17 protein-coding genes are annotated in these 24,228 nt (G+C 55.9%); 12 read left to right on the forward strand and 5 right to left on the reverse strand.

Annotated features, from left to right (window positions below):
* Nucleotides 1–18 precede the first annotated feature (18 nt).
* Nucleotides 19–519 (forward strand): hypothetical protein, encoded by a 501-nt coding sequence (locus HV765_RS19845; RefSeq protein WP_175170712.1) that lies wholly within the window; start codon nucleotides 19–21, stop codon nucleotides 517–519.
* Between the two features lie 392 nt (nucleotides 520–911).
* Nucleotides 912–1,148 (forward strand): hypothetical protein, encoded by a 237-nt coding sequence (locus HV765_RS19850; RefSeq protein ID WP_175170713.1) that lies wholly within the window; start codon nucleotides 912–914, stop codon nucleotides 1,146–1,148.
* Nucleotides 1,149–1,222: 74 nt separating this feature from the next.
* Here HV765_RS19850 and HV765_RS19855 read toward each other — a convergent pair whose 3' ends face one another.
* A complete protein-coding gene (locus HV765_RS19855; RefSeq protein WP_175170714.1) occupies nucleotides 1,223–1,429 on the reverse strand; it encodes a hypothetical protein in 207 nt (68 codons plus the stop codon).
* A gap of 1,072 nt (nucleotides 1,430–2,501) precedes the next feature.
* Here HV765_RS19855 and HV765_RS19860 point away from each other — a divergent pair.
* On the forward strand, nucleotides 2,502–3,110 hold the full coding sequence (locus tag HV765_RS19860) for a hypothetical protein (RefSeq protein ID WP_175170715.1): 609 nt from the start codon (nucleotides 2,502–2,504) through the stop codon (nucleotides 3,108–3,110).
* Nucleotides 3,111–3,545: 435 nt separating this feature from the next.
* Nucleotides 3,546–3,830, forward strand: coding sequence for a helix-turn-helix transcriptional regulator (locus HV765_RS31725; RefSeq protein ID WP_217483376.1), 285 nt, complete (start codon nucleotides 3,546–3,548; stop codon nucleotides 3,828–3,830).
* Nucleotides 3,831–4,716: 886 nt separating this feature from the next.
* Here HV765_RS31725 and HV765_RS19870 read toward each other — a convergent pair.
* Both HV765_RS19870 and HV765_RS19875 read right to left on the reverse strand, forming a co-directional pair.
* Nucleotides 4,717–7,404 carry a DEAD/DEAH box helicase gene (locus HV765_RS19870; protein ID WP_175170716.1) on the reverse strand — a complete coding sequence of 896 codons (2,688 nt, stop codon included), beginning with the start codon at nucleotides 7,402–7,404 and terminating at the stop codon, nucleotides 4,717–4,719.
* Nucleotides 7,405–7,414: 10 nt separating this feature from the next.
* Nucleotides 7,415–8,980, reverse strand: coding sequence for a site-specific DNA-methyltransferase (locus HV765_RS19875; protein ID WP_175170717.1), 1,566 nt, complete (start codon nucleotides 8,978–8,980; stop codon nucleotides 7,415–7,417).
* A 145-nt stretch (nucleotides 8,981–9,125) separates the two neighbouring features.
* Here HV765_RS19875 and HV765_RS19880 point away from each other — a divergent pair, with 145 nt between their 5' ends.
* The gene (locus HV765_RS19880) at nucleotides 9,126–10,058 is read left to right on the forward strand and encodes a DNA-processing protein DprA (protein WP_175170718.1); all 933 of its coding nucleotides are present in this window, start codon (nucleotides 9,126–9,128) and stop codon (nucleotides 10,056–10,058) included.
* A 68-nt stretch (nucleotides 10,059–10,126) separates the two neighbouring features.
* Complete coding sequence (locus tag HV765_RS19885) at nucleotides 10,127–11,284, forward strand: phosphoribosyltransferase (protein ID WP_175170719.1); 1,158 nt, start codon at nucleotides 10,127–10,129, stop codon at nucleotides 11,282–11,284.
* A gap of 19 nt (nucleotides 11,285–11,303) precedes the next feature.
* Here HV765_RS19885 and HV765_RS19890 read toward each other — a convergent pair whose 3' ends face one another.
* Nucleotides 11,304–11,897 carry a hypothetical protein gene (locus HV765_RS19890; RefSeq protein WP_217483377.1) on the reverse strand — a complete coding sequence of 198 codons (594 nt, stop codon included), beginning with the start codon at nucleotides 11,895–11,897 and terminating at the stop codon, nucleotides 11,304–11,306.
* Between the two features lie 53 nt (nucleotides 11,898–11,950).
* Between HV765_RS19890 and HV765_RS19895 the strand changes: the two genes are divergently transcribed.
* Nucleotides 11,951–12,151 (forward strand): hypothetical protein, encoded by a 201-nt coding sequence (locus HV765_RS19895; protein WP_175170702.1) that lies wholly within the window; start codon nucleotides 11,951–11,953, stop codon nucleotides 12,149–12,151.
* A gap of 965 nt (nucleotides 12,152–13,116) precedes the next feature.
* Here the strand turns inward: HV765_RS19895 and HV765_RS31905 are convergent.
* Nucleotides 13,117–15,111, reverse strand: coding sequence for a site-specific integrase (locus HV765_RS31905; protein WP_254600645.1), 1,995 nt, complete (start codon nucleotides 15,109–15,111; stop codon nucleotides 13,117–13,119).
* A gap of 259 nt (nucleotides 15,112–15,370) precedes the next feature.
* Between HV765_RS31905 and HV765_RS19905 the strand changes: the two genes are divergently transcribed.
* From HV765_RS19905 to HV765_RS19925, 5 genes are read left to right on the forward strand one after another with little or no spacing between them, the layout of a single operon-like run.
* Nucleotides 15,371–15,574 (forward strand): hypothetical protein, encoded by a 204-nt coding sequence (locus tag HV765_RS19905; protein ID WP_175170720.1) that lies wholly within the window; start codon nucleotides 15,371–15,373, stop codon nucleotides 15,572–15,574.
* The gene (gene zorA, locus HV765_RS19910) at nucleotides 15,571–17,628 is read left to right on the forward strand and encodes an anti-phage ZorAB system protein ZorA (RefSeq protein WP_175170721.1); all 2,058 of its coding nucleotides are present in this window, start codon (nucleotides 15,571–15,573) and stop codon (nucleotides 17,626–17,628) included. The genes HV765_RS19905 and zorA overlap by 4 nt, the downstream gene beginning before the upstream one ends.
* 18 nt (nucleotides 17,629–17,646) lie before the next feature.
* Entirely contained in the window at nucleotides 17,647–18,342 is a 696-nt protein-coding gene (locus tag HV765_RS19915; protein ID WP_254600646.1) for an OmpA/MotB family protein, read from the forward strand.
* On the forward strand, nucleotides 18,339–20,033 hold the full coding sequence (locus HV765_RS19920) for an EH signature domain-containing protein (RefSeq protein ID WP_175170723.1): 1,695 nt from the start codon (nucleotides 18,339–18,341) through the stop codon (nucleotides 20,031–20,033). Before HV765_RS19915 ends, HV765_RS19920 begins: the two co-directional genes overlap by 4 nt.
* Nucleotides 20,034–20,090: 57 nt before the next feature.
* Complete coding sequence (locus tag HV765_RS19925; RefSeq protein WP_254600647.1) at nucleotides 20,091–23,813, forward strand: SNF2-related protein; 3,723 nt, start codon at nucleotides 20,091–20,093, stop codon at nucleotides 23,811–23,813.
* Nucleotides 23,814–24,228: the final 415 nt, after the last annotated feature.

Genomic DNA, 24,228 nt, shown 5'->3' on the forward strand with positions numbered 1-24,228 from the left:
GCACCTTAAGGATGAGGAATGGCATCAAACGAATCTGTTGACCCGGGCGCCTCGCTCCTGCGAGTTCTTATCCCCCTGTACCATGCCGGCGAAGTAACAGGCTACTCCGGCCAGCAGGCAGCGGAGAGTCTTCCACCGACGGAGGCGCTTGCATTGGCGATGATGTGTCTCACGAAGACATACAGTTCCACTGGACTCTCCATGAAGCTGCATATCGAGTATCACGCCTTCGACAGGCGTGAGTCGGCAATAGTTGCAGAAGTTGGAATCCTTGGCCTGACGAGACTGGGTTACCTTCGGCCCGCATCCAAGAAGGATGAAAAATCGCTCCTCGAAAGGAGTGAGGAGAGTTGGGGACTTGGACACGTGTCGTTCTTGATTACCGCCAAAGGAGCAAAGCGGATTGCCCCTCTTGTCGCGACTAGTACAGGCGAGCCCATCGAGGACGTCGTTAAGCGGTTGCAGGCAGATTCACGGGAATACGCCAAAACTCGCGTTCTGCCGCAGACTGCTGATTGACCAAACGTCGGCGGAGCTCTGAAGGCTGTAGCGCTGTTCATTGGGCCACCACCATCAAAGAGCGTCGGTGGAGGTCAGTTGGGGCGCCATGGGTAGGGTATTTTACTGAGGTTAAGAAACATCTCAGTACGCGGCAATCCTTCGCAGCGGAGCATTTTATCGCCGAATACGGACCAAGGACCGCCGTCATTTAACAGTGACTTCGCCAGGTCTATGGTTTCGGTAAAATTGAGGTTTCCAGCAAGGATTCGGCCATTGGCATCCGTGTTCGTCGCAACGGAGAGACGCTACGGCCGACAGACTTCTTCAGTCAGTCGCAGATGCAGACACTCGCACTGGGACTGTACCTCACTGCCTGTAGTTCTCAGACCTGGTCGGGCTTCTCATCCATCATGATGGACGACCCGGTTACTCACTTCGATAGCCTGAATACGTATGCCCTGCTTGACCTGATTCTTGGGTTGCAGAGTTCGCCTGAAGGCGGGCGGCAATTTGTCATTTCTACTTGCGACGAGAAGCGGCTGCTGCTTGCTCGGCACAAGTTCCGCCACATGGGCGCTGCCGCAAAGTTCCACCGCCACCACGCTTTCGGCGCCGAAGGTCCTATGGTGTCCGAGATTTTGGCGTAGCGCACTCGGACTGTACGTTAGGAGGCAGCGGCGCTCTATATTCGGCCACCACTAGCAGAGAACGCCGGTTGTGGTCAGTTTGGGGGCTCCTTGCCGAGCTGGCCATAGCACAGTTCTAGCTCTTTGCTGAGAGCATTAATTTCGTTTTGCATACCCGCAGCCCGCTTCAGCAATTGACCTACTTGGTACCAATAGGCATAGCCTAGGTCACCCTCGGCCATCGCTAGCTCGTGAATTTTCCGCAGAGCGATTTCAAGGTCGATGCCGTTATTTTGAGCCATATTGTCCCCTCTAGTCTGCCATCATCAGTTGAACAACTGACGGGTTCGCTTGAACTAGGTACTTCGTTTCCGCGTGATAGCCATAAAGACGGTGGATTGCCAGAGCCACAGCACAGGACCGAGAGTAACCCCCCTCACAATGAACAACGACTGACCTGATTTCCTCGGGCAGGGCACTGACAAACGACCGTATAGCCTTCGCCTGCACCGCAGTGAACGCATGGACAAGCTTCTTCCGCGCTTTCATCGAAATGTCGGGACTCAGGAAATCTACATCCTCGAAACGCAACCGTAGGAGATTGTCGAACCCGTCCAGGTTCGCTAGCGGCCGTTCCGGGGATGTGACGGAAATGATGGCAATCGACGGCAACCGAGGCAGTTTTTCTGCATCATGCCTTGACAGCGCCAGAACTTGACGTATGCCGTCTTCTGGCGGCCTATACAGCCTGCTCACAACCTCGGCGAGTGTCTGCAACATTGCCACACCGTGCTACTAGCTGTCGAACCACTCGGTAGTGACCGAATGCCCAGGCGCACCCCCCGCCATATTGGTGAAGTTGCTGGCACAGCCTTCATGCGACATCGCCCATCAAACTTATGATTTCCTGCATCTGAGGAGGTTCGAAATTAGGACTTTCTCGAAAACTCTTCGATTTCTTGATGCTCACACGCCTTCCTTCTTAATCAAACTTATCCATCTATTCCCAAAGAAAACTCGCGAATTTTCCTGATGTCTTCCGACATTAAGAAGCTACGCTACCCAAATCCTTTTGCCAAGGGCAATCGAAAAGTTGCGGAGTTGGCAGAATGGGAATTTCACGGTATACGGAATTGTTGTTTTTTAGGGACGTACTGCAGCGTGACGATGTCGCATCAGTATGGGTTCTTGCCATTTGCGCAAAGTTTGCGAGTTTGTGGATAATAGAGCCCGACGCTGTGCAGATAGCGTTCCGCTCGCGAATGGAGAAACCCAGTCGGGTTCTGCAGCCTTCTACATTGTTGAGCTAGCTTCTTGTAGCGGGTCTTAGGTTAGCGAGCAACCGTCGACCCGCATCAACGCAAGAGGTCCGATGTGAATACACTTCCCTTTTTCAGTATTGACGAGGCGAAAGAAAATGCTCTCGCCCTGAACGGGGCTTTTCAGTTTTACTCGCTAAGTTATGCGCCAACTGCTGATGGTGGTGAGGCCTTTCCACTTGGCCTCCAACGTACCCAAGAACTTGTTGCCGGCGTTTTTGGCTTCGAGAGATGGTCCGACTTGATTCGCACCTTGGCTGTTGGGAACGTGCATTCTGTCTATTCTGACTCTCAAGGTCCTGCCGGCGAGCACTACAGAAAGCTCACAATCCGCCTTTCGCCACTCTTCAGTCACGAAGACGCAGAGCGCCGGGTCTATGCAGCTCTGTCCTACTCAGCCTTTGGTCGCTGCCCGACGAAGAGAAAGTGGGCTCGCCGCACGATGAGACAGATGCCGTGCAAGACGGTGGAGCAGTGGCACGAGCTTCAAAGACTTGAGGCTGGATACTCATATGTCACGAGATACAGGAGTAACCGCACGGCATACGAGGCGGCGTTACTCCGCTGGGAACACGAAAAAAACGTCGCACAACTATTAGGGAATCCGTTGCCCCGCAAACCCCGTAAACCGCAGGAAAGACGGATGCCGAGAGTTCGCATCTGACGGCTTACGTCCGGTGCTCGCCAAAAACGGCGAACTCGACGTCAATCGTTAAGAAGTGCATGGTGCCGACAAGTAGCCACATTGACCTCGGCGTAGCGCTCAGAAAAATTGAGGAAGTCGGATTAGCCGATGGAGGTTTTTGGTATGCGTACTGGCATCAAGTGGGACGTTTGCTACGACGCGCGGCGTAGTCGGTGCAAGGGCAACCTGCCGGGGGATGCAAGCTCTCTGGCAGGTGCCTGGGCCGACTGGGGGCGTGGCGGCCATGGTGAAGCGAATCTTGTCAGCGGAGGGGGAAAATCTTGTTGTAATGACAAGGATATTCCGTAATCTTATCGATATGACAAGATTGATGGTTAGCTATCACGATAACAGGCGGTAGGGCGCAACTATACTAATTGCAGTCATGTGACTGCGAACTCAGTGCAGTGACCCATGCAGCATCTCTTCTCTCCCCAAACGCTCGCGGCCTACATTGGCCTGGCTGAGCAGACTATCTACAGCCGTCATTCCTTGGGCGGCGACATTCCAAGAGCAATCAAGCTTGGCCATTTGCTTCGCTTTCGGCCGTCTGGTGTCGAATCCTGGCTCGATGCCAAGCGTCAGCCCAAGGCCACGGCAGCACCACTCCAGCCACTGGCCAGCCTTCTCCGGCAAGAGCGCTTCGACCAGTGCCTTGAGAACACTCACGGTAACCCATCGCTTTTCGCACCCAAATGAACGCCCCGGCGGGAACCGGGGCGGGGTGCGCGTAGGCACGCGTGTACTCACACATCACTTGAGTATAGGCGTGAACCTCTTTCATCCCGCCGCTCAGCAAGCGGAGGACAGAATTTTCTGCAGCAGTACAGAGGAAACAGCTAATAGTTGATGCGGCACACATGAGGTGTGCCTTTGTCTTTCGATTTATCCTCGGTCGCCAATCGGGCGGCTACCACCGCAGTCCCCGTAGTCCGATTTGCTGAACTTGTCAGAAAGACCGGAACAAGTAAGTCACTGGCGTTTCGAACGCGAAAAAAATCCGCACGAAAGAAGCTCAACCGCATCATCAAGGAACAGAATAGATACGCGAAGGCTACCAACCTACATGCGGTAGCTTTGACGCTGACCTATCGCAACGTAGATACATTCTCGCCAAAGCATATCAGTGCTCTTCTAGGCCGCCTGCGCCGAGTGCTGAAGCGCATGGGATTCAGCTTTTAATACGCCTGGGTGTTGGAGTGTGCCAGCCATTTGCACTACTACCTGCTTGTGTGGATACCCCGCGGCTATGTACTCACACCGGCAATGCTTTTCAAATGGTGGCGGTGGGGCAGCACGTGGGTGCAGAGCTGCCGAAGTGTAAAGGCTTGGGGCCGCTACCTGGCGAAATTCGACAACACGACCAAGCTCCCGAAAGGAGCTCGCCTGTATGGCTACGGCGGGCTGGATGAGGATGGAAAACTGGTAGTCTCCCGCTCGACTTTACCGCGATGGTTGCTTGGGCTGCTACCAGGCGGACATCGTGCCCGGCGCCGTTCCGGGGGAGGCTGGGTAGACATGGAGACAGGAGAAATCCACCTGTCCCCTTATGCCTGGACGCCTTGGGGGCCAAAACTCATCGACATCAGCTAGTCAGTTTGTCTCTCAACTGCGTGAAGACATCCCGACCGATGTCGTCCTCTTCGACGGCAAACAAAAAGAGGCACCGGCCACCGCTGGATTTCTCCCACTGGAAGCCGACCTGCATCTTCTCTTTGGAGTCATCGTTGGTCTTATACGGTTCACCTTTGTACTCCACCACGAGTACACGGCCATCCGCCAGCTCGGCCACGAAGTCTGGGTAGAAGTAGTCCGACGCGGTGGGCAGCCAGAACGAGCACTGAGGTTGCTTCTCGATGTTGCGCACCCACTGCTTTACCTTAGCGTGAGCGTCGATGGCCATGGCGCAGCGGAACTCTTCCGCCGTCTTACCCGCTCCCGTTTTCTCGCGCAGGTCGTGAATCACTGGGAAGAAATGCTTGGAGAACTCGTAGCCGCCCTGATAGATGTTCCGTGCCGGGTACTTACCTGGGTCGAAGGTAAAGCTGTATTGGGCCATATCCTCCGGTTTGGGCACGGCCATCTCGAACAGACGGCCCTGAAATCCCTTCTGCATCGCTTGCTGGCGCAGACGCTCCACCTCGGCCTTGATGGCATCGGCCAACTGGAAGCGGGCGCGTACCAGGGCAGTCAGGCTGAGGCCCTTGTCGTGGGTGAGGTGAGTCAGCATCCTCACCAGATAGGCTTGCAGTTGCTGTTGGGAGAGATATGGCTGCCGCACCTGTACATCCAGCCAACGCACGAGGTCCTGCTCGCTGACATGGCTGGCCACCTCATTGAGTTTGAGTTGCTGGGCATCGATGTGCTTGAACTTGACCTTCTCGCCGTTGACGTCGATTTCGAACGAGTTGACTGTCTCATGGATGGTGAAATTGGCCAACTGCACTGGCGTGTCAAGCAGACTCCAGTCTCCCAGCTGCGCCAAAGTGTCCTTCTCTACCACCTCCAGGTAGCCATCTAGCTCCAGACAAAGTTGGGGAATGGCGGCGAATTGGATGCCCAATTGGGCGGGGGCCCGCATGGCCTGCCGAATGGCGCGATGGTCGGCAAACTGCTGAGACACCTTTTCCCTTGCCTTGGCTGGCAGTGCTGCCGTCACAAAGGCCTCGGCCTGTTTGAGTGTTTCGCTATCCACATCGCCTTTAAGGACCAGCGTTGCCCCCTGGGAGGTTGGGTGAATCTCAACCTGGGATTTCAGCTCTTCGGGCCAATTCTGCGTCTCAGGCACGGCAGGCAACGCTACATGGCAATCGGGCACTTTGGTCGCTTGCTGAAGAGGCGCTCCGCACGTCCCGTCAGTAATGGGCAGAAGCAACTGCGGCACGATGAGGCCCGCTGTATCCAGGCGCTCGAAGCCCATGTTTTGCACCAGGCGGTCACGTAGATTGCTTGCCGCCTCGGCAAAGTTGGTCGCCACAATATGGGCATAGGCCTTGTTCAAGGGCGTCTGGCTCCTGTCCTTGGCGTAGGGCATACGCAATACCCGGCCAAGCAACTGCTCCACATCCTTGGCAGAGTTCACCGACTGCAGACTGGAGAGCACATAGGCAAAGGAGCAGTCCCAACCCTCCTTCAGTGCCTCAACGGTAATGACGTAGCGAATCGGGCAAGTCGGGTCGAGCAGATTGATGCCATCCAAGCCCTTCTGGGAGCCGGTAGCAATAGCAATCTGCTCGGCGGGAATGTTTTCCTGCTCCAGGAGGTGTTGCTTGACCACATCCACTGTAGCTTCGCCGCCCTTGGGCATGGCTTGGACGAGCACGATGGGCCGCACATAGTCCTCTTCCTTCAGGGCCACGACTTCCAGCCCGTCGCGGGTCAGGATGGAATCCCGTAGGCACTCTCGCCATCCCTCCGGATGCTCAGCCAGAACGATGGGCAGCTTAATCATCTGCTCGGCCCGTAGTTCCTGAGCAGAGACGTGATACAGCACATTGTTGCCAGCCACCGGCGTCGCCGTCAGCTCCACAACGCAGCTCGGGTTCAGGCGGCCCAGGGTCTTGAAGAAACGGTCGGTGCGGTTGTTATGGGCCTCATCCACCACCACCAGGGGCCGATGCAGATGTATCCAGTTGGCCACCGACCATTTCACCCGACCAATGTCCTTCACCGTCAGGAAAGGCTGGCTGGCGAGGTCGGCTTCGGTCACCTTCTCCAGTCCAGCGGTGAGGGCCGGGGGGAGGTCACGGAAATGTTCGGCCAATTCTTCGAAGAAGGAATAGACGTTGCGCTTGCTGGTATCCGATACATTGAGAGACTGTATGGTCGCTACCACGATGATGCACGCCTTGCCTACGTCACCGGAGCCGATGGTTTGTAGGCTCTCCAGGTCGGCCACCCGCACCCGGTCGCCAAAGTAATGGGCCAATGCCTGGCGGTAGGGATGGCGAACATCGGAAAGAGCTTCGAGGGTTTGCGTGCGGATGGTGTCCGAAGGCGTCAGCCATAGGGCGATGGGGGCATCGCTATCTTTCACTGCCTTACCCACCTGAGCCACGGCATGGGCTGCCAGCAGCGTCTTCCCGCCGCCGGTGGGCACACGCAGGCACACGCAGGGAATGTCGGTGAATATCTCGTGGTAGCTCTCACCAGTCCGTTGCTGTGACTGCAAGGCATCTTGGTAGGCCTCGGCTACGGACACATTGCGGCAACGCTTCAAAAAGTCAACCAGGGTCGCTAGGGCGTCTTCTTGGTATTTCTTCAGCTTCAGCATGGTCAGGCGCTCAGCGCATGGAAACGTCGTAGGGGATTTGCTTGAAGGTCACGCCTTCTGCCGCCAGCCGGGCAGGCCCCAGGCGAGCGCTCTCGCCATACACGACGAGAGGCGTAGGTGCTGGGCACAATGTGCGAATGTAGTCCAGAATAGCGCTGGTCAGCACGTTGCCCCCAGCGGGACGCCGGTCGCCCAGAATACCGTTGTAGAGCAGGAAGTAAGCGATGCCATCCTTTATGCCCAAGAGGGGGCTATCAAAGGCCTGCGGCCCCGGGCTACCAGTTTCTGTATGCCAAACGTAGGCGGCCAGGGTTGAAAACTTAATCGCAGGATTAAGTCGGCCAGGCTCGTCAAAGGTAGGGTCCCCTAGTGTGTGGAAGGAAAAACCTCCACCTCCTTGCCAACCTACGGCCTGGCTGATGCCTCCCTGCTCGCCAGCAATGACTTTCTTCAGGCGAGGGATGCAGTGCGTGCGCGCATGCTCGCCCATTTCGATGCCGATGTAACGACGGCCCATTTTATGGGCCACGGCTGCAGTAGTGCCTGAGCCGAGGAAGGAGTCGAGAATAAGGTCGCCGGGAACAGTGGCAATCTGCATAACACGCTGAAGCAATCGTTCTGGTTTCGGTGTGGAGAATAGTTCCGTGCCTTCGTCATCCAACAGAGATGCCGTCTCCTTTTTCGCTTCTTGGTTGTGGCCAACCTCATCGTGCCCCCAAACTGTTGTTGGGACCACCCCATCTTTCATCTCGGAAAGGAAGCGCTTTAGACGCGGTTGGTTGCGGCCAGCAGCACCCCACCAAATTCGGCCATCTTGCTGGAGATTTTCTATGGTTTCAGCGCTATAGCCCCAGCAGCGACCTTTTGGCGGCCATATTTCTTCACCATGAGGATTTATCAACGGATAGAGCCCCGTGGATGTGCCAGTTTTCGCGTAATGAGCCCCTCGTTGACCGGACGTTAGACTGACGTGCAGTGGGCTGGAAGTCCAGGCGCCTCGTGGGTCCTCATCCTGATTCGAATAGTCCCCAGCATTTCGTTCGCTGCGAGGGATACGTCCAAATTCACAGCTATCTATGTTCTTGGCGTATACATGAACCATGTCGTTCATGGAGGAAAAGAATTCGGCATTATTGTGTACGCTAGACGTCTTCACCCAAACGACCGAATTCAGATAATTTCGTCGAATAAATACTTCATCCATCAGCACCTTCAGGTAGTGTGCTTCGTTGTCGTCGATGGTGACCCAGATGCTGCCATCTTCGGCCAGCAAGTCACGCAATAGCACCAGGCGCGGATACATCATTGACAGCCACTGGCTGTGTTCCAGATTGTCGTCGTAGTGCTCGAAGGCGCTCTTTGTGTTGTACGGTGGGTCTATGAAGATGCACTTCACCTGACCAGCATAGAAGGGAATCAGCGCCTTCAGGGCCAGCAGGTTGTCGCCTTGGATGATGAGGTTGTCGGCCGCAGCGGTAGCATCGCCGTAGGCCGCTTCTCGCTTCAGCAGGTGGTAGGGCACCTCCCTCGGGGTGTCCTTAGCTTGGTTTTTGTTGACCCAGTCGAGAAATGGCATGTCGAGCGTCTTCTAACAGCAAAACTACGGGGGCTCATTGTAGCGGGAGGAGCCCGAGATGAGGGCTGCCTGCCTGCGGTGCCCAGCGTCTTCCAGAGCCTCCCCTTCGCTATAATCGACCACTACCTAGTTTGTTAGGACACAGATGCTCGGATTCGATGAGGCCGCGATACTGTTCTTAGGGCTTGCTCGCCTGAAGGGAGTCGGCTTCAAAACCTTGCGCGACCTAGGTGGCGTAGACGCTATTGCCCAGAAATTGATATCTGAGGGCCCCAGCTTTGTCGCAACCCTTACCAGGGGCAGCAACGAGGATTGCAGCATTTCAAACGTGCAAGCCCTCGGGGAGTCGGCTGCTGAGGTGCTTCACAATCGAGGCATCAATTTAGTCCGAGCCAACGAGCCACACTTTCCGCTCCAGTTCGCAGAACTAGAACCATCTCTTCGACCTCTCTGGTTTTTCTATCGGGGTAACTACGGATTGCTGGCAACAGAGGCTATTGCCGTTGTGGGCACACGCACGCCATCAAAAGAGGGCGAGTTCCTAACTAAATATGCGGTTGCTGCCGTACAGGAGGTAGGAGCTACCGTAGTAAGTGGCTTGGCTAAAGGCATAGACGAAATTGCACACGAGGCTGCACTTGCTTGCAACGTTGCCAACGTCTCTATGCTCGGGACCGGCCTCCTGAGGTCGTACCCTGCTAAGAATGCTGAGTTAGCCCAACGAATCCTTGACGCAGGCGGGTTGCTCATCTCTGAATACATGCCTGATGCCATGCCAACAGGTGAAGCCTTCGTCTGGCGGAATCGCCTGCAAGCAGCGTTAGCGAAGTGTGTCATTGCACCGGAATGGAAGCGCTCTTCCGGGACCGCTCACACCGTCAGATTTGCGAAGCGTTTCGAACGGCCAAGTATCAACTTGACGCTCAACGGTGTGGCGCCAGCCGCTGACCAGGGGACTGCGGACCAGACGTACGAAGTACCGCGACAGCACGCAGCCTTCGTTGACGCTCTGCAGATTGTTGACCGGTACACAGAAGCCCGGCTCTTGAGCTTCCAGCACCAGCGGCTGCTGTTCTGACATCTATGCCCTTAAAACTTCTTCTCGTAAGCGTTGACGGTACCGTTGGGCACGACGGCAAGGTCCACATGTCAATTGCACGTGACCTTGGACGACTCGCGCGTGAACTAGCGCCGCACGGGGTGACTACCGTGCTATGGTCGAATCGTGAATGGAAAGTTGATGGTACGCCAATCGAGAAATGGTTTTCGGGAATTGCCGGCATAGAAGTTCCCCATCATGGGGCTCACGCCGATTCGTCGCCGGCTCGCCAGACCAAAAATTCGGCCTACCCCATCATGGAGCGCTACGGTGCGCAGCCTTGCGAGACCGCTCTGGTCGGCGGCATCAGGGAGGACATGATTGCCGGAGTTCAGAACAAGCTTCTCCTGCTTAGGCCCACCTGGTACGGGCAGCACATGGAATACGGATTTCCCGTAGAAACCATAAGCGAACTCGCACGCTTCTGCTTCGTATTCGGGCTTCGCAAGCACCCCATCTTCTGGCGCGTCCAAGACGGGACACTTGACGTCTCGGCGGCAGGCCCGTTCTCTACTTTCAAGGCTGCGTATCAAATGTTTGGCGAGGATGCCAGGGCATTCGCAAAGGGCGGGATGGGGAGTCCCAATTTTTGGTTCAACTTCGCGGTTTCGTCGATGTACTTTTCCGGACTGCTGGAGGGGGTTAACTACATCTGCAGCTACCCAGGTCACAGTCCCCAATCGGACCCAAACAAGTTTGGTATGGCAGACGTGCTCGCGAAACTCGGGAAATGCTTCAATATTTCCTACTACCACGACCTAATCGTGCGGCATGAAGAGGCGCTCAAGAGCCAACCTATCAAGGCGGCAAACCGCAGATTCTTAACGCAGCTCAATTCCATCCATCTTTCGAAAAGGCCGCATAAGAATCTTGCTAATGACGCAGTCAAGACGGCCATTTCGCTGAATGGCAAGACTATCTTGGTGGTTGACGATTTCTGCACTTCCGGCCGGAGCAACGAAGCAAGTCGAGCGTTCATCGAGGCGGCCGGCGGACGTGCACGCCTCTTCTCATGGCTGAAGACGATAAATGCGCCATACACCCGCATCAATTCGGCGCCTGACCTTGCCCCGTTCAAACCCAATGGCCTTGAGAACGAGCCGCTTAGTCTTGAGTACGACTACTTCGCCCACGTGGTAGCCAACGGTGCTCCCGGCGAAATCCACGAGAGCTTGTGCAGGTACCGGGATTGGAAATGGGCGTAGTCATATTCGTACCTGACGTTCAGGGGGCAAGTGTTAGTCGCTCTCGGTGACTGACTTTCTGAAGGTAGAAAAGCGGCGGCAGAGGCCCGGTATAGCCACGTCTGCGAGCTTCCTGAAACAGCGCCCAGGATTGAGTTCGCACGCCGTGGAAGCCCGGCTGTCGAGCGATGCGCTCCAACGTCTCCGCCAATGCTGTGTAGTACCGCTGGCCGGCTTGGAAGGCCAACAGGGCATACAACTCGGCCATCTCCAGTTTGGGGCGGCGCCAGGGTCCAGATAGTCCGTCCACTTGAAGAGTGTCGGACCATTTCATAGCCCAACCACTGCAAGCGCTGCGCTCCTTCGACCACGAGCAGCGCCTCTCCTTCTCGAGCCCATTGCCATCCGTGGCGAGCAGCAACCACTCCACCTGCTCAGCGTCCGGCGGCCAATACATGACAAGCACGGCATTTGCCAGGCCCTTGCCCTTGCGGGTAAGGCGCTGCGCCGGCGTACAGCCGATGCCGAAGAGCGAGTGGAACTTTCGGGCTAGGGCCTCCACCTTGCTGGCGCTCACAACCCCGCGGGTGTATCGATGGTATCCCCTTGGCACACCATCGAGGATGCGGGCCATGGCGGCTGTCTTGCTTCTAGCAATAGGTGTGGTGGTGGGAATGGGAGTTTCGAATGAAGGTGATTCCCGGTATAGCCATAAACAGCACTTGGTTGAACCCGTCCAAGTCTGCGAGTGGCTGCCCCGCCATGATGATGGAGATAACTGCAATTGAAGGCAATCGAGGCAGTAGTTCGGCGTCGCGACGTAAAACAAAAAAATGGAGCGAGATTGTCCAGCCCGGGTTGAGCCTTGTAGAGCTGCTCGATGATTGACGAGAGGCATTGTTTCACGTCAATAGCAAGGTTGGGTGCGTGATGGTCGCTGTTGACTATTAACTATTTTTTAGAACGTCTCCGTTTTAGCCTTGAAACGATTCGTTTTAACCTGGCCACGCTCCGCTCTGCAGCGTCTGCTCTTGCGACTTGCATAGCGTAGGCATGCAATGAGATAGCGTCGCGTAGTATGACTGGGGCCGGTCCCGAATTTTCAATTTTTTCGTCGCCCTGAGGAAGAGGGGTGGAGATGTCTAGCTCATTTCCTGTTTTCTCTACTGCTCTTATCCCTGCGAGGAGATAACCACGCACTAGCAGTGAGTAGTCCGCCTGTCGTCGTTTGCATTCTGCATTTAGGCGCCTGTTTATTTCGGGAGTAAGAAAAATTGTGCGCAGGGTCAGGAATGCGTTTCGCGTTTTTTTTGGAGACATGGGAGGTCGATATTTTTTTGTAATGTCCTGACCATATCAGAGCGTGGCAAGGCTCTCCATCGACTTGCATCGCCTGTATAACGCGCAAATTCGATTTGTCGATTGTTGGTCAATAATAATTTTCAATTGTTGCGTTTTTGCAACTCTTGTCGCCTTGTGCGTGTATAGCAACTTGTACTAGTGGAGCGCTGGAGTTGAACGCTTAGAGTCTGGAGCTAAGGCCTTGCCATTGAATGCTGTAGAGCGTAGGCCGGGGTCAAGAGCAATGTGACGTGGTTCAACCAACAACTGAGCCCTTGTGTGTGTGGAATGGGCTGTATGGAAATTTCGCGTCTCGACGAGTTTTCCTTTAGGCGACCAACGTATCCGGGTGCATTGGGTGCCTCGCCTGCGGGTGGTCGGTCGAGGAATCGAGCCATGACAGGGCATAGACACTCGGAAGGAGCTTTCAGGACCCCAACTGCGTCGAAGCCCCTCTTCTATGCTTCAGAATTGGGGCTTCGGTGTAGCCACTAGCTACGGGCGTATAACGGCTACATGCGACTAAAAGCGCTATCAAGCAACTCAGCCATGCGCGTGTTGCCATCGCCACTCCTCAAGCGTGCATAGTGCTTTTCTACTGTAGCCACTCGGTCATTCAGTACCAATGCTGCCGTTTTAAAATCACCTCCCTCTGCTTTCAGAATCGATGTGGCGGCGAGGTGTCGGAAAGCATGACATCCGAACCCACGACATTTCGGTAGATACCTGGCGGTGAGGAAGAAGACTGTTTTACCCAGGTCCGTCCATGGTTGATGACTGGGCTCCGAGTTTGGTTTTTTCCTTGTCAGGAATAACAGGTCGGTGGGCGTCTGCTGCAGACGCGGGCGATGGAGAAAGAGATACTTTTCAATGTCTACCCAGGCTGAAGAATGCACCGGACTGTCATAGGGAAGGTCGCCGGCCGCTCCATAGGAATTCTTGAATTGATTTCGGGGAATGCGAATCCACCAGGATTTGTCCACTCGCTGGTAGAGTGTCCCAGTATTGTCGATTCTCCAGGTCAAGTGAGCAAGATTGCGGCGCCGTAACGGATTTGAGGCAAGAATCTTAATTAGAACGACGTTTCTAGCCCAGATGGCCTCCTTGATTGGGGCGCCCGTTGGCCTATCGGCGCGCATGCGCTGAATCATATCTGCTACAGCGTCCATGGGGTTAGGCAATTCAAGGATGTGATTCAACGGTTCGAATGAGTCTCTAGAAACTTCGACTTCGTCGCGATAAGCATTCGCCAACAGCTCTGTGAATTCGAACTGTCGGTCGCAAAGCACATTCCAGTCTTCGCCATGGTAGCAAGGCGGCAACGAGAGTTTGAGTTCAGGGCGCTGACGCAAATATCCGAACTGCGGACGAACCAGGGCCGCAACAAATGCAAGATGTTGAAGGGCACCTTGATTCCGCTTTCCGATTCTTTCCCTTCGCCAATTAAGAAATGGCTCGAGGTGGTCCGGGATGGCCAGCCAAGCAAGGGTCTGAAGTTGGTCTGCGGATATTCCGGCACCACCGTAGCTCGGAGGCATGGCAAGCCATCCGAGGAAGGAGGACACCTTCATCCAGCCGTAGTGGGCGGACGCCACTTCCTTCCCATCAAGAAACAGCGCCCAGTTTGTTGCCGTGGCCCGATGGATTGGGCATGGCGAAAATCGCCAGCGACCCCGCCTAGTGCGCTTCAGACTAGGCACAGTCGCAGTCTTGTATATCAAAAGCTCCTTCCATTGTTCGCGCAATGGAGAGTCGGGCTGAGGTTTCAAACCAAAAATCTCTCGCGTCAGCGTACCCAACAAATCGCGGTATTGGATGGGCGTCGGTGCTTCTCCTGGCGACATTGTCCGCTCTCCCCTGAGCCGCATGCCAGATAGCTGTACTAGGCTGTGTCGAGTCATCCCGAACAGAGACTCAAGTCGGAGGATGTACTTGGCGTTCGAGCCTCGTGGGACTTTTCCCCGGAGCCAGCCATGCAGCATGTCCTTAGGGATGCCGGCGTTCTTCGCGACGCGCTGGACAGGCTGGTCTTTCAAAAGCCCGAATAGTGCGGATTGGAAGGGAGTTGGCTTGCCGTCTTGAACGGCCTGAATTGCGTCATGCGCAACGACTGCGTCTTTCCAGTTGCGAAATGCTGATTTGCTATTCGACATCGACTGAGCGCTTTTGCCTTCTGTCGCTAGAGAATTGATGAAACAGTCCAGCGCTATCGCGTGGCTGCCTCTCATCTCGTCACCAACGACGTCATCCACGTGAAGGCAGTTGGCTCGAAGGAATCCTCGAAGGGCCGTCGCTCGATTGGCTGCTGTTTGCTCTTTAAGGCTTTGTGTCAGGACCATCCGCTGTTGGTTTTCAAGCAATGTTCGGTAAGTAAGTGGAGTCATGGCTCTTTTCCGAGCCCGCGCCATCACCGGTCGGTTCGTCTGCGAGTCAAGTAAAGACGACGGGATGAAATACCTGAGTGATTCATAACCAGTTGATTTTTCTGGTTTTTGTTCCTTCTTCATAAGCCCTCCTTGAAATTAGTGGGCTTACAAGTCACAGGTAATTCTTCGGCCAGCGGGGTGCAAGCAAAAATGCCTCGCACCTGCGTATAGGAAAAATCTTCGGAATTCGAACGATGCCCGTGCTTGCTGCGGGCGTGCGGAGTAAAGCGGTCGCGTGGCATCTACACCGTCGTGAAGACGCAACGGTTAGTAATATAAACTTTTAGAAACCTGTGGAAACAAGTATGGTAGACCTCTATACAGCGCAAAAGAGCCGACCATGTTCGAAGGCAAGAACGTCTCCATCAGTTTCCGAGTGTCGCCTCGCTTCAAGGTTTTGCTTGAAGCGGCGGCGGCGCGGGAGCGACGTTCTCAGACAAACATGCTGGAGATGCTCCTCTTCGCCTACTGTGAAAAGCACAGTATTGAAGCCGCGCATCAGAAGACCACAGCGACTTTGCCGGCGGAGGGCTGCACCAAGTGAACGTTCAATCTATTCTTGCCACGGCGCCGACACCCCTGCTCGCGACCGGAGCGGTCCTTGCCGGACTCGTCCTGATTTTCCTCGTACTTTTCTTGGGCCCAGGTTTTTTCCACTGGTGCCGCTTGAGAGCCATTCAACAGCGAATCAAGAAGTTTGAGGGCAAGAACTTCGTATCAGAATTCAAGGCTGCGCTCTCGAGAGATAAGCGTCTAGCGCACTTGTGGAAAGAGTATCAGGACTCGCTTCACACCCAGTATGAGGACCGCGATGGACAGTTGGCAGTAGTAGCCGTGCGCGCGACGGTACCAGCCGAGCTGTATTTCAACAGTCAGTTCGTGGTCGACAGTCGTCTGCGAACAGAGTTCTTCAAGCACCTGCCAGGACTATTCACCGGCATCGGCATCATCGGAACGTTCAGCGGCCTTATCGAAGGTCTTCGCGTATTTCAGGTGAGCGACGACGCAGCCACCGTGCGGAGCAGCCTTCAGTCACTGATGCATTTGGTCGGCGAGGCGTTCTTGGTATCTGCCTCCGCCATTGGCGCGGCGATGCTGGTCACATTCATCGAAAAACTGCTGCTCGCATCGCTGTATCGACGGACCGAGGAAATTGCTCACGCCATCGACGCCCGATTTGACTCCGGGGCGGGTGAGGAATACCTGTCGCGCCTCGTTCGAGCTTCGGAGGACTCTGCAAGTCAATCGAAGATTCTGAAGGACGCTCTCGTCAAAGACTTGGCCGAACTGCTCGGTGAACTCACCACCGCACAAATCAATGCGTCCAAGGAGTCCCAGCTAAATCTCGCCGAGCAATTTTCGCGGACGGCGAGGGAGCAACTCGAGGCCAGTCGCGAGGACAGCAAGGCGCTTGGGACGACCATCGCAGAGAGCATCCAGCAGAGCTTGCAGGGACCGCTGCAGGAAATCGCCGGTACGGTCAAGGCTGCCAGCGGCGACCAGAGCGCTACAGCCGCGCGCATGCTGCAGGATGTCATGGCCAGCTTCAGCCAAAGGTTGAATGACCTGTTCGGCGGACAGATTTCTGGGCTCAGTGACCTCAACCAGCAGACCGCCAGAAGCATTCAAGAGGCAGTAAGCACTCTTCAGACATTGGTCGCAAATATTGAAGAGTCGAGCCGCCGCTCGACAGATGCTATGGCCGAACGGATGGCCCAATCTATCGAGAAGATGGAAGCTCGCCAAGAGGCGATGAACGCCCAGTCTGCCGCATTCATCGAGCAAATTCGACAACTAGTGGCTTCGTTGCAGTCGGAGACGAACTCCAAACTTCAGTCGACGCTTGAGACTATTGGCACTGAGGTCGCTGGCATGCTGTCCAAGCTGAGCGAGTCGCAAGCCAAGGTCTTTGAAAGTAACCAGGCGCGCGAGCAATCAATGACCGAACGCGCTAAGGAAGTCGTCAGCGGGATGTCTGGGTCGGTAGACGTGGCCATCAAGGAGATGAGCACCGCATCCGCTCAGATGGCGCAAAGCGTGTCGGTCCTGACGCAATCAACCAGCTTGTCGGTCGAGAAGTTGAACGCAGGCACCGAGCAGCTTGGCATCGCCTCTCGAAACTTCGCCGCCGCAGGCGAGCGAGTGACGAACGTGATGGACCAAGCTGCCAATGTCGCGGCCAAGTTCTCGGAGACGTCGGGCGCGCTTACCAGCGGGGCTACCGCTCTCCAGGACCTGCTTCGAGACTATCGGAGCCAGCGCGATGCGGTGAGCCAGCTAGTGACCGAGTTGCGCGCGACGGTCGAACTGGCGCGGAGAGAGGCCTCAATGACGGGCGATGTGCTCGCCCGCATCGAAAGCTCCGCCGCGCGTCTCGGAACGGCTCAAAAACAGGCTGACGAGTATCTCGCGGGTGTCAGCAACGTGCTGGGGGAAGCGCACACCACCTTTGCCACTGAAGTCCGCAGGACGTTGGACAAGGCGAACACCGAGTTTCACAACAAGCTTAGTACGGCGGTCGGGCTGCTTTCGTCCGGTGTCCAGGAACTGGAGGTGACGCTCGCCGCTATGGGTAACTTGAAACCAGCGCGGGTGTAGCCAATGATTGGCGCGAAGTTGGTTATCAAACGTGGGGGGCGAGACGAAGCGGAGAAGCCGTTTTGGATTTCCTTTGCGGACCTCATGACGGCGCTCATGGTCTTGTTCCTCGTCGTCATGGGAGTTGCATTGCTTGCTGTGACTAAGAACGTGACTGAGCGCGAGAAGAGGGAGGCGCAGCACCGCAAGGACATCGAGCTCATCCTTGAGCGCTTTACCGAGGCCGCGAGGCGATACGACGGCATAAAGGTCGACAAAGAGAGGAGGGTCATTGATTTCGGAGAACGAGCTCGATTCGCCTTCGGAAAATCCAACCTCACGGCGGACCAAGACAGCGTGCTCCGACAGTTCGTGCCGGAAATCCTCGCGCTGGCCAACGACGACCTCGGTAAACGCGTTCTTAAGCGCGTCGTTGTCGAGGGCTACACCGACAAGACCGGTTCATACCTGAGCAATCTAAATCTGAGCCTTCAACGCAGCCAGCGCGTACTTTGCACGATGTTCGCCACTGGTGGAGCGAACATACTCTCGGATGCGCAAAAGGAAGACGTGCGGAGCCTGTTCCTAGTCGGGGGCTATTCTTTCAACGCGGCTAAGGACACCGATGAAGAGAGTCGTCGAGTCGAGATGCGGATGGAGTTCCTGGGCATTGAGGAGCGTCGACCGGACGCTCCGCCACAGTCCGGCAACTTTGGCGAGTGTGCACTGCGATGAATCCGCTGGAGCATCTCGCTTCGGTGCTGCGCCCGGGGACCCAGGAAGGACAGCGGCTCATGGTCGTTTCTACGGAAATCGACGTGGTGCTTGCGAGGATGCGCGGGAGTTTAGTCAGCGGCGCCGGACGCGAGCCCTCCGACGACCTACTGCTGGAAACGGTCCGGCGATTCTGGCAGAACTTGGAAGTGACTTCCTTCCGCGATGCATACTTGCTGTCCGCGGGTCTATGCATTCCCCATATGCCAAACGGTCTATGTGTGCTGGAAGACCGTCCGCGCTTTAAGGCAGTTCTGGATGGCGTTGATGGATGGTCGGCGCGCCCGAACGCATTTCGACGCTGCTACCAGGGGTTGATGAAGAGCTACTTTACCTATGACGCACTTGGAGATGCGGCACCTGCCGCAGGCCGGCAGAACTGGAAGAGCCTTCGCGAATACCTAAGGGACCATAACGGTCGCATCCATGACAAGAACGTCAACCCTGACTGGGTGGCGATGGCGATTGGTAACAAGCAGCTTTTTGGCGAAAGCCCATGCGACCCATACGTAGAGGCGCTGCTGCAGGGCGACGCCGGCGCCATCGACCACCTGTGCGAAGAATTGGGCATCGCTAAGGCCTCCTGGTTCCTACGCGAGCTAGTCCTTGCTCAGATTCGCGGTGCTACGAAACTCGGTGATGGTCAGTTCAAGGTACTGTTGCCTCGGATGCTGGAGTTGCTTGGCAGCAACGACGTGCTGCGAGACCGCGGCCTTGTCATGCTGCTCGACAGGTACGCAAAGGTGCCTGGCCTGCACCTACATCAGCAGCTTCGAGATTTTTCCGTGCTTTGGTGGGGAAACCCATGGCTCCCATCCAACGAAACTCGTTGGGGCGGAGTAGTGCCAGAGGCACGCACGATGGTCGGTGACTGGCTCAAGCTGGAGTTCATTGAAACATTCTTCACCAAGCTTGCCGAAGATGGCATGGGTGACCGGCGGCGCATGGAATTTTGGAAACGGTACGTTAAGGCCATCGACCACATCGAGTTCGCGCTCGGTTCTACGGCACGGAGCGCAAGCGACCGAGATTTCGTCGCGCTTCGCAAGAAGATGACTGGACTCATTCGCCATCTGGATGCCTCAGGAACAAATAACGCCTTCATCATGACGATGGGAGACCTGGTCGCTGTCGAATTCAGTGGTTTGGGCAACGCCCTATACGGCTACGACGCGCGAACGACCATTCCGTTTGACACTATTGAGCCACTGCGATTGTCCAAGTACGACCACAACTCGCTGAAGCAGAAGGAACGGAGCATTCTTTGGCTTACCCACCACGACGGCACAAACGGCTGGAGCAAGTGGGAGTACAACTTTGAAGCGAAGCTACGCCAGGAATTTCACATCGAACCTGGAGTGCCGGCACCGCAGACGCGTCAAGCAATCCGGCGGCGAGCGGACGCTTTCTCAAAGCAAAGTTATGAGCGCTCATCGACCGACAGCGCTTGGAGTGCGGATTCAAAACCGTTGCCGTCGTACACCCGCTTCGAGTTGAATAAGCTCGCCGTCCGCGAGAGCTTGCGGGTGGATGACAAGACATCGCAAGGTGGAAGCTTGTGGGTTCGGACTGATGCGAGCGACGAGCACATCGCAAATGCGCTGACCCGATGGGGCTTTCATCACAAGCCCGGAAAGGGATGGTGGAAATAAGGGAGAGACATGTTTCAGTTGTTCAGGAGGGCGGGTAGTCCGAATGCGGCGAGGTGGATGCGACGCTGGTCCTCATCCGGGGCCGAACTCGTGCGAGGGGGAGCCGTCGATGGAACTCACCTGCAGTCTCCAGAGGTCGAAGGTTACTTGACTCAACTGGCGGATGATGGCTTTTCCGTTAACACTGAGGAAGGGTACTTGCTCGGGTGGGATGCCCTTTACACGGCGATGAGCCAACCGGCATACGCATCGCTGCCGGAAGTGCTGTCACTCCCACCGTTGACTCGGGCTACACCCGCGCTGCGCAGTACCGGTTCTTTGACCGACGAGAGCTTCTCTATTGTTGTCGCCTCGTGGCGACAAGAGGGAGCGGGCGCGTTCGACTGCGAGCTTGTGGGTCCGCTTATGACCATCGACAACAGTATCGAACTCATGCGTCCGCTGCAATGGTCGCTTTTCAAAGAGGTTGTCGCCTTTGCTCGTCGACCGCCAGAGGAGCATAACGACCTGGCCCACCGGCAAGCTTGGGGGCGAATCCGGAAACTGGCAGTGCAGGCAGGAGCCCTGCTTGATGACTTCCTTTGTCGTTCGGTCGTTCTCACTCCCGAAAAGCTCGAAATTGGTCTGCGACGGTCTGACACTGTGGGCGATGACCATGTCGTAGAAATCGAACCTGGGTTCGAGGGGGCTCCGACGGATTGGCTGCAGGCATTCGACCGTCATCACGAGGTGAAGGACCGCTACGACATCGTCACCGAAGAAGGCATAGTGCAGGTACTTGTGACCCCGAAGGTGCAAACGGTCCTACGCGAAATAAAGCGGCTGCTCGGAAGACGGGTGGCGGGAACTCGCGCCCAGGCATTCCTGCTCAATCCGTACGCGACCCTCGGTGACGACGCCGTTGATGTCATCGTCGAATCGCAGTTCGAAGAAGCTCGCGAGGCGGCCGGTCTGATGTACGAACGCTTTACGCCGGTTTTTGAGTTGGATGCTGCGAGTTATCCGCTAAAGGTTGGTTTACTCGTCGAAACCGCAAACTTGAGCGGGCCTGCTTCATCTGAGACGCATTGGCTGGACGATGGCGCGCTAGAATCATTCGTGCGTGTCCTTCAGAAGGCCTTGACCCTTGGATACCAGTTGATTGCGTGGCAGGGCTACGACTTCGAAGTGCAGGGCGATTCTCAAAGGCATCTTGACGCACTCAAGTCGGCGCTGGAGCGCCGGCGAGCTCCGCCTACGCTCGTGTCTTACGCGCAAGTCCACGACCTGAGCGGATATAGTTTTCGCATTGAGGGTATCGGAGTCGAGAAGCCTTACCACTCTCCCTATATCGCGAAGAAGGATGAGGGAGAGGGCTGGTTTCCCGAGAACGTGCTGCCGGTAATTGTCTACCAGCCATCTGGCGCAACGGAACCAGTCGCCATTCCAACCAGCAAAGCGGCAGTCGAACAGCTGGAGAAGTCGATGAAGGCGGCGCAGGCGGCAGGCGAGCCCACTGTGAAGGTGTCTTGGCTGCCGGATGACGTGACTCTTGATGAGGCGGCAGTCATCGTCGACACTTTCCAAAACGTCTTCAAAGACCTTGAATCAGGGGGCTTCGACCCGGAGAAGAGATACAGCTCAGCCAGGAATACCGCCCACCAGTCGAAAACGCAATTGATACTGCGCGCGAACATCGAGGGGCTGGAGTACGAAGAGCTTCGAAAGGATGCTCTGGCTTCATTCCCGGCTGAGCCAAGGATGCCACGCTCCATCCGCTCCGAGTACTCGATGATGAAGCATCAGCGGGAAGGATTGGCATGGATGCAGCACCTTTACAGCCTGCAGACGGACTACCAGGTGAGAGGGGCGGTGCTTGCTGATGACATGGGGTTGGGGAAAACCTTCCAGCTATTGGCGTTGATGGCATATTTGCTCGAGCGAGACCCGAATATTGAGCCAATGCTGGTCGTCGCGCCTGTGTCATTGCTCGAGAACTGGGCCGAAGAGGCTCGTAAGTTCTTCGAGGAGGGCACGCTGCCGTTGCTCACGGCGTATGGCGATGCGTTGAGGTCGCTGCGAGTTCCGCGGGCTCAGATTGACCAGCGACTACAAACGGACGACGGCCTTGTCAAATTCCTTAGGCCGGACTGGATTGGTGACTCAAAGGTCGTGCTAACCACGTACGAAACCTTGCGCGATTTGGAGTTTTCGTTCGCAGCTCAGCGGTGGTCGCTGATGGTGTGCGACGAAGCTCAGCGTATCAAGAACCCCGCGGCGATGGTCACGCGCGCAGCAAAAAAGCAGAATGTTGCCTTCAAGATTGCATGCACCGGAACTCCAGTTGAGAACACGCTGGCAGATATGTGGTGCCTTTTCGACTACGTGCAGCCGGGGCTTCTTGGTGCTCTGAATGACTTCGGACAGCGATACAGAAAGCCAATCGAGGCGAAGACGGATGAGGAAAAGGCGAGGGTGGAGGAACTCCGGGGGCGCATCGCCCCGCAAATCTTGCGCCGAATGAAAGCTGACGTGGCGACTGACCTGAAGAGGAAAGTCATTGTGGACGATTGCAGGCGGCTCCCATTGTCGAACGTGCAGCGGAACTTGTACGCTAAGGCCATTGAGAGTTTCAAGAAGCGCGGCGACCTCAATGAGATAACACCGTTTAAGAACCATCTAGGCCTGCTGCACTATCTTCGCCTTGTATGTACAGACCCTCGCCCGCATGGACTGAATGTGTTTAAAGCGGAGTCTATCAAGCTGTATCGCGAAAAGGCGCCAAAACTGGATTGGCTTTTGGGTCAACTGAAGGTCATCAAGAAGGCGGGGGAAAAGGTTATTGTCTTCTGCGAATTTCGTGAAATCCAGCGGTTGTTGCAGCACTACATCGAAGAGGAGTTGGCCGTCAGGCCAGATATCATCAATGGGGACACCAGCGCTTCTGCAAGCCACTCATCGAGTCGACAGAAGCGCATCAAGGCCTTCCAGTCTATGGACGGATTTGGCGTTCTTATTCTTTCACCAGTGGCCGTCGGCTTCGGCGTGAACATTCAGGCGGCGAACCATGTTGTCCACTACACGCGCACCTGGAATCCAGCCAAAGAAGACCAGGCAACCGACCGTGCCTATCGCATTGGCCAGAAGAAGGATGTCTACGTCTACTACCCTGTAGTCCAGGCGAACGATTTCATGACTTTCGACGTCAAACTCGACCAGCTGTTGACGTACAAGCGGGGTCTGGCAGAGGACATGCTTAACGGCTCAGGCGACATCGGTCCCGGGGACTTCAACCTTGCCGACGTTGTTCCTGTTGCGGAAGCCGCCAATATCGACGAGCGGGTCACGCTGGAAATGGCGCTGCGCATGGAATGGCAGCACTTCGAGTGTTTGGCGGCCGTTTTGTGGGCGAAACGTGGTTATCGCTGCTATCGAACGCCGGCCACAGGCGACAACGGCGTTGACGTCGTCGTGCAGGCAGGTCAAAAGGGACAGCTGCTTCAGGTTAAGACCAGCGGCACTCAGGGTGCGGCACTTAACTGGGATGCTGTCAAAGAAGTGGTGACAGGGGAAGCTTTCTATCGTCGTCGACATCCCGGGGTTGAATTCCAGAAGGTCTGTCTTACCAACCAGTACTTCAACCGGCAAGCACAGGATAACGCGGCCCTCAACTCGGTGGAGCTTTTAGACCAGACTCACTTGGCTCATCTGCTGGAACATCATCCAGTAACCATGCTAGAGGTCGAACGCATGCTCTATAGCGAATGGCAAGAGCCTGAACGCGCCACCCAAAGGCAATAGGCAATTGCGGCTTACAGACCAAAGGAGCCAAAACACTGATTTTGGTCGCGCTCAACGTCATTCAAAGTTGGAGCGTTTTTTCTAAGCGCCGACGTATGGGTACCTATCTTGGGTCGGAGTTGGTGGCGATTGTCCGACAACGGGACGTCATCTGAGGTTCAGATAGAAGCTGCAGCCAGGGAGAAACTCGTCACGTCAGTATGCGTGGCACATTATGCAGGCGGCCTGGCGGGCTTGCTAGCCTCCTTGGTCAGCGACAAGCGGTGTGGGAGGCGTAGCGTCCCGCACTAACCCAGACTGGCGGCCAACCTGGTCGCGAAAAGGCGCCGGGATAGAGTGGTGTTTTGTAAGTGACCAGTTTGACCGGATGCCGGAGGGAAATTTTTTCTGAATCATCCTTTTCTTCACCCTAGAA

Source organism: Achromobacter kerstersii, assembly GCF_902859595.1.
Taxonomy (GTDB): Bacteria; Pseudomonadota; Gammaproteobacteria; order Burkholderiales; family Burkholderiaceae_B; genus Achromobacter; species Achromobacter kerstersii.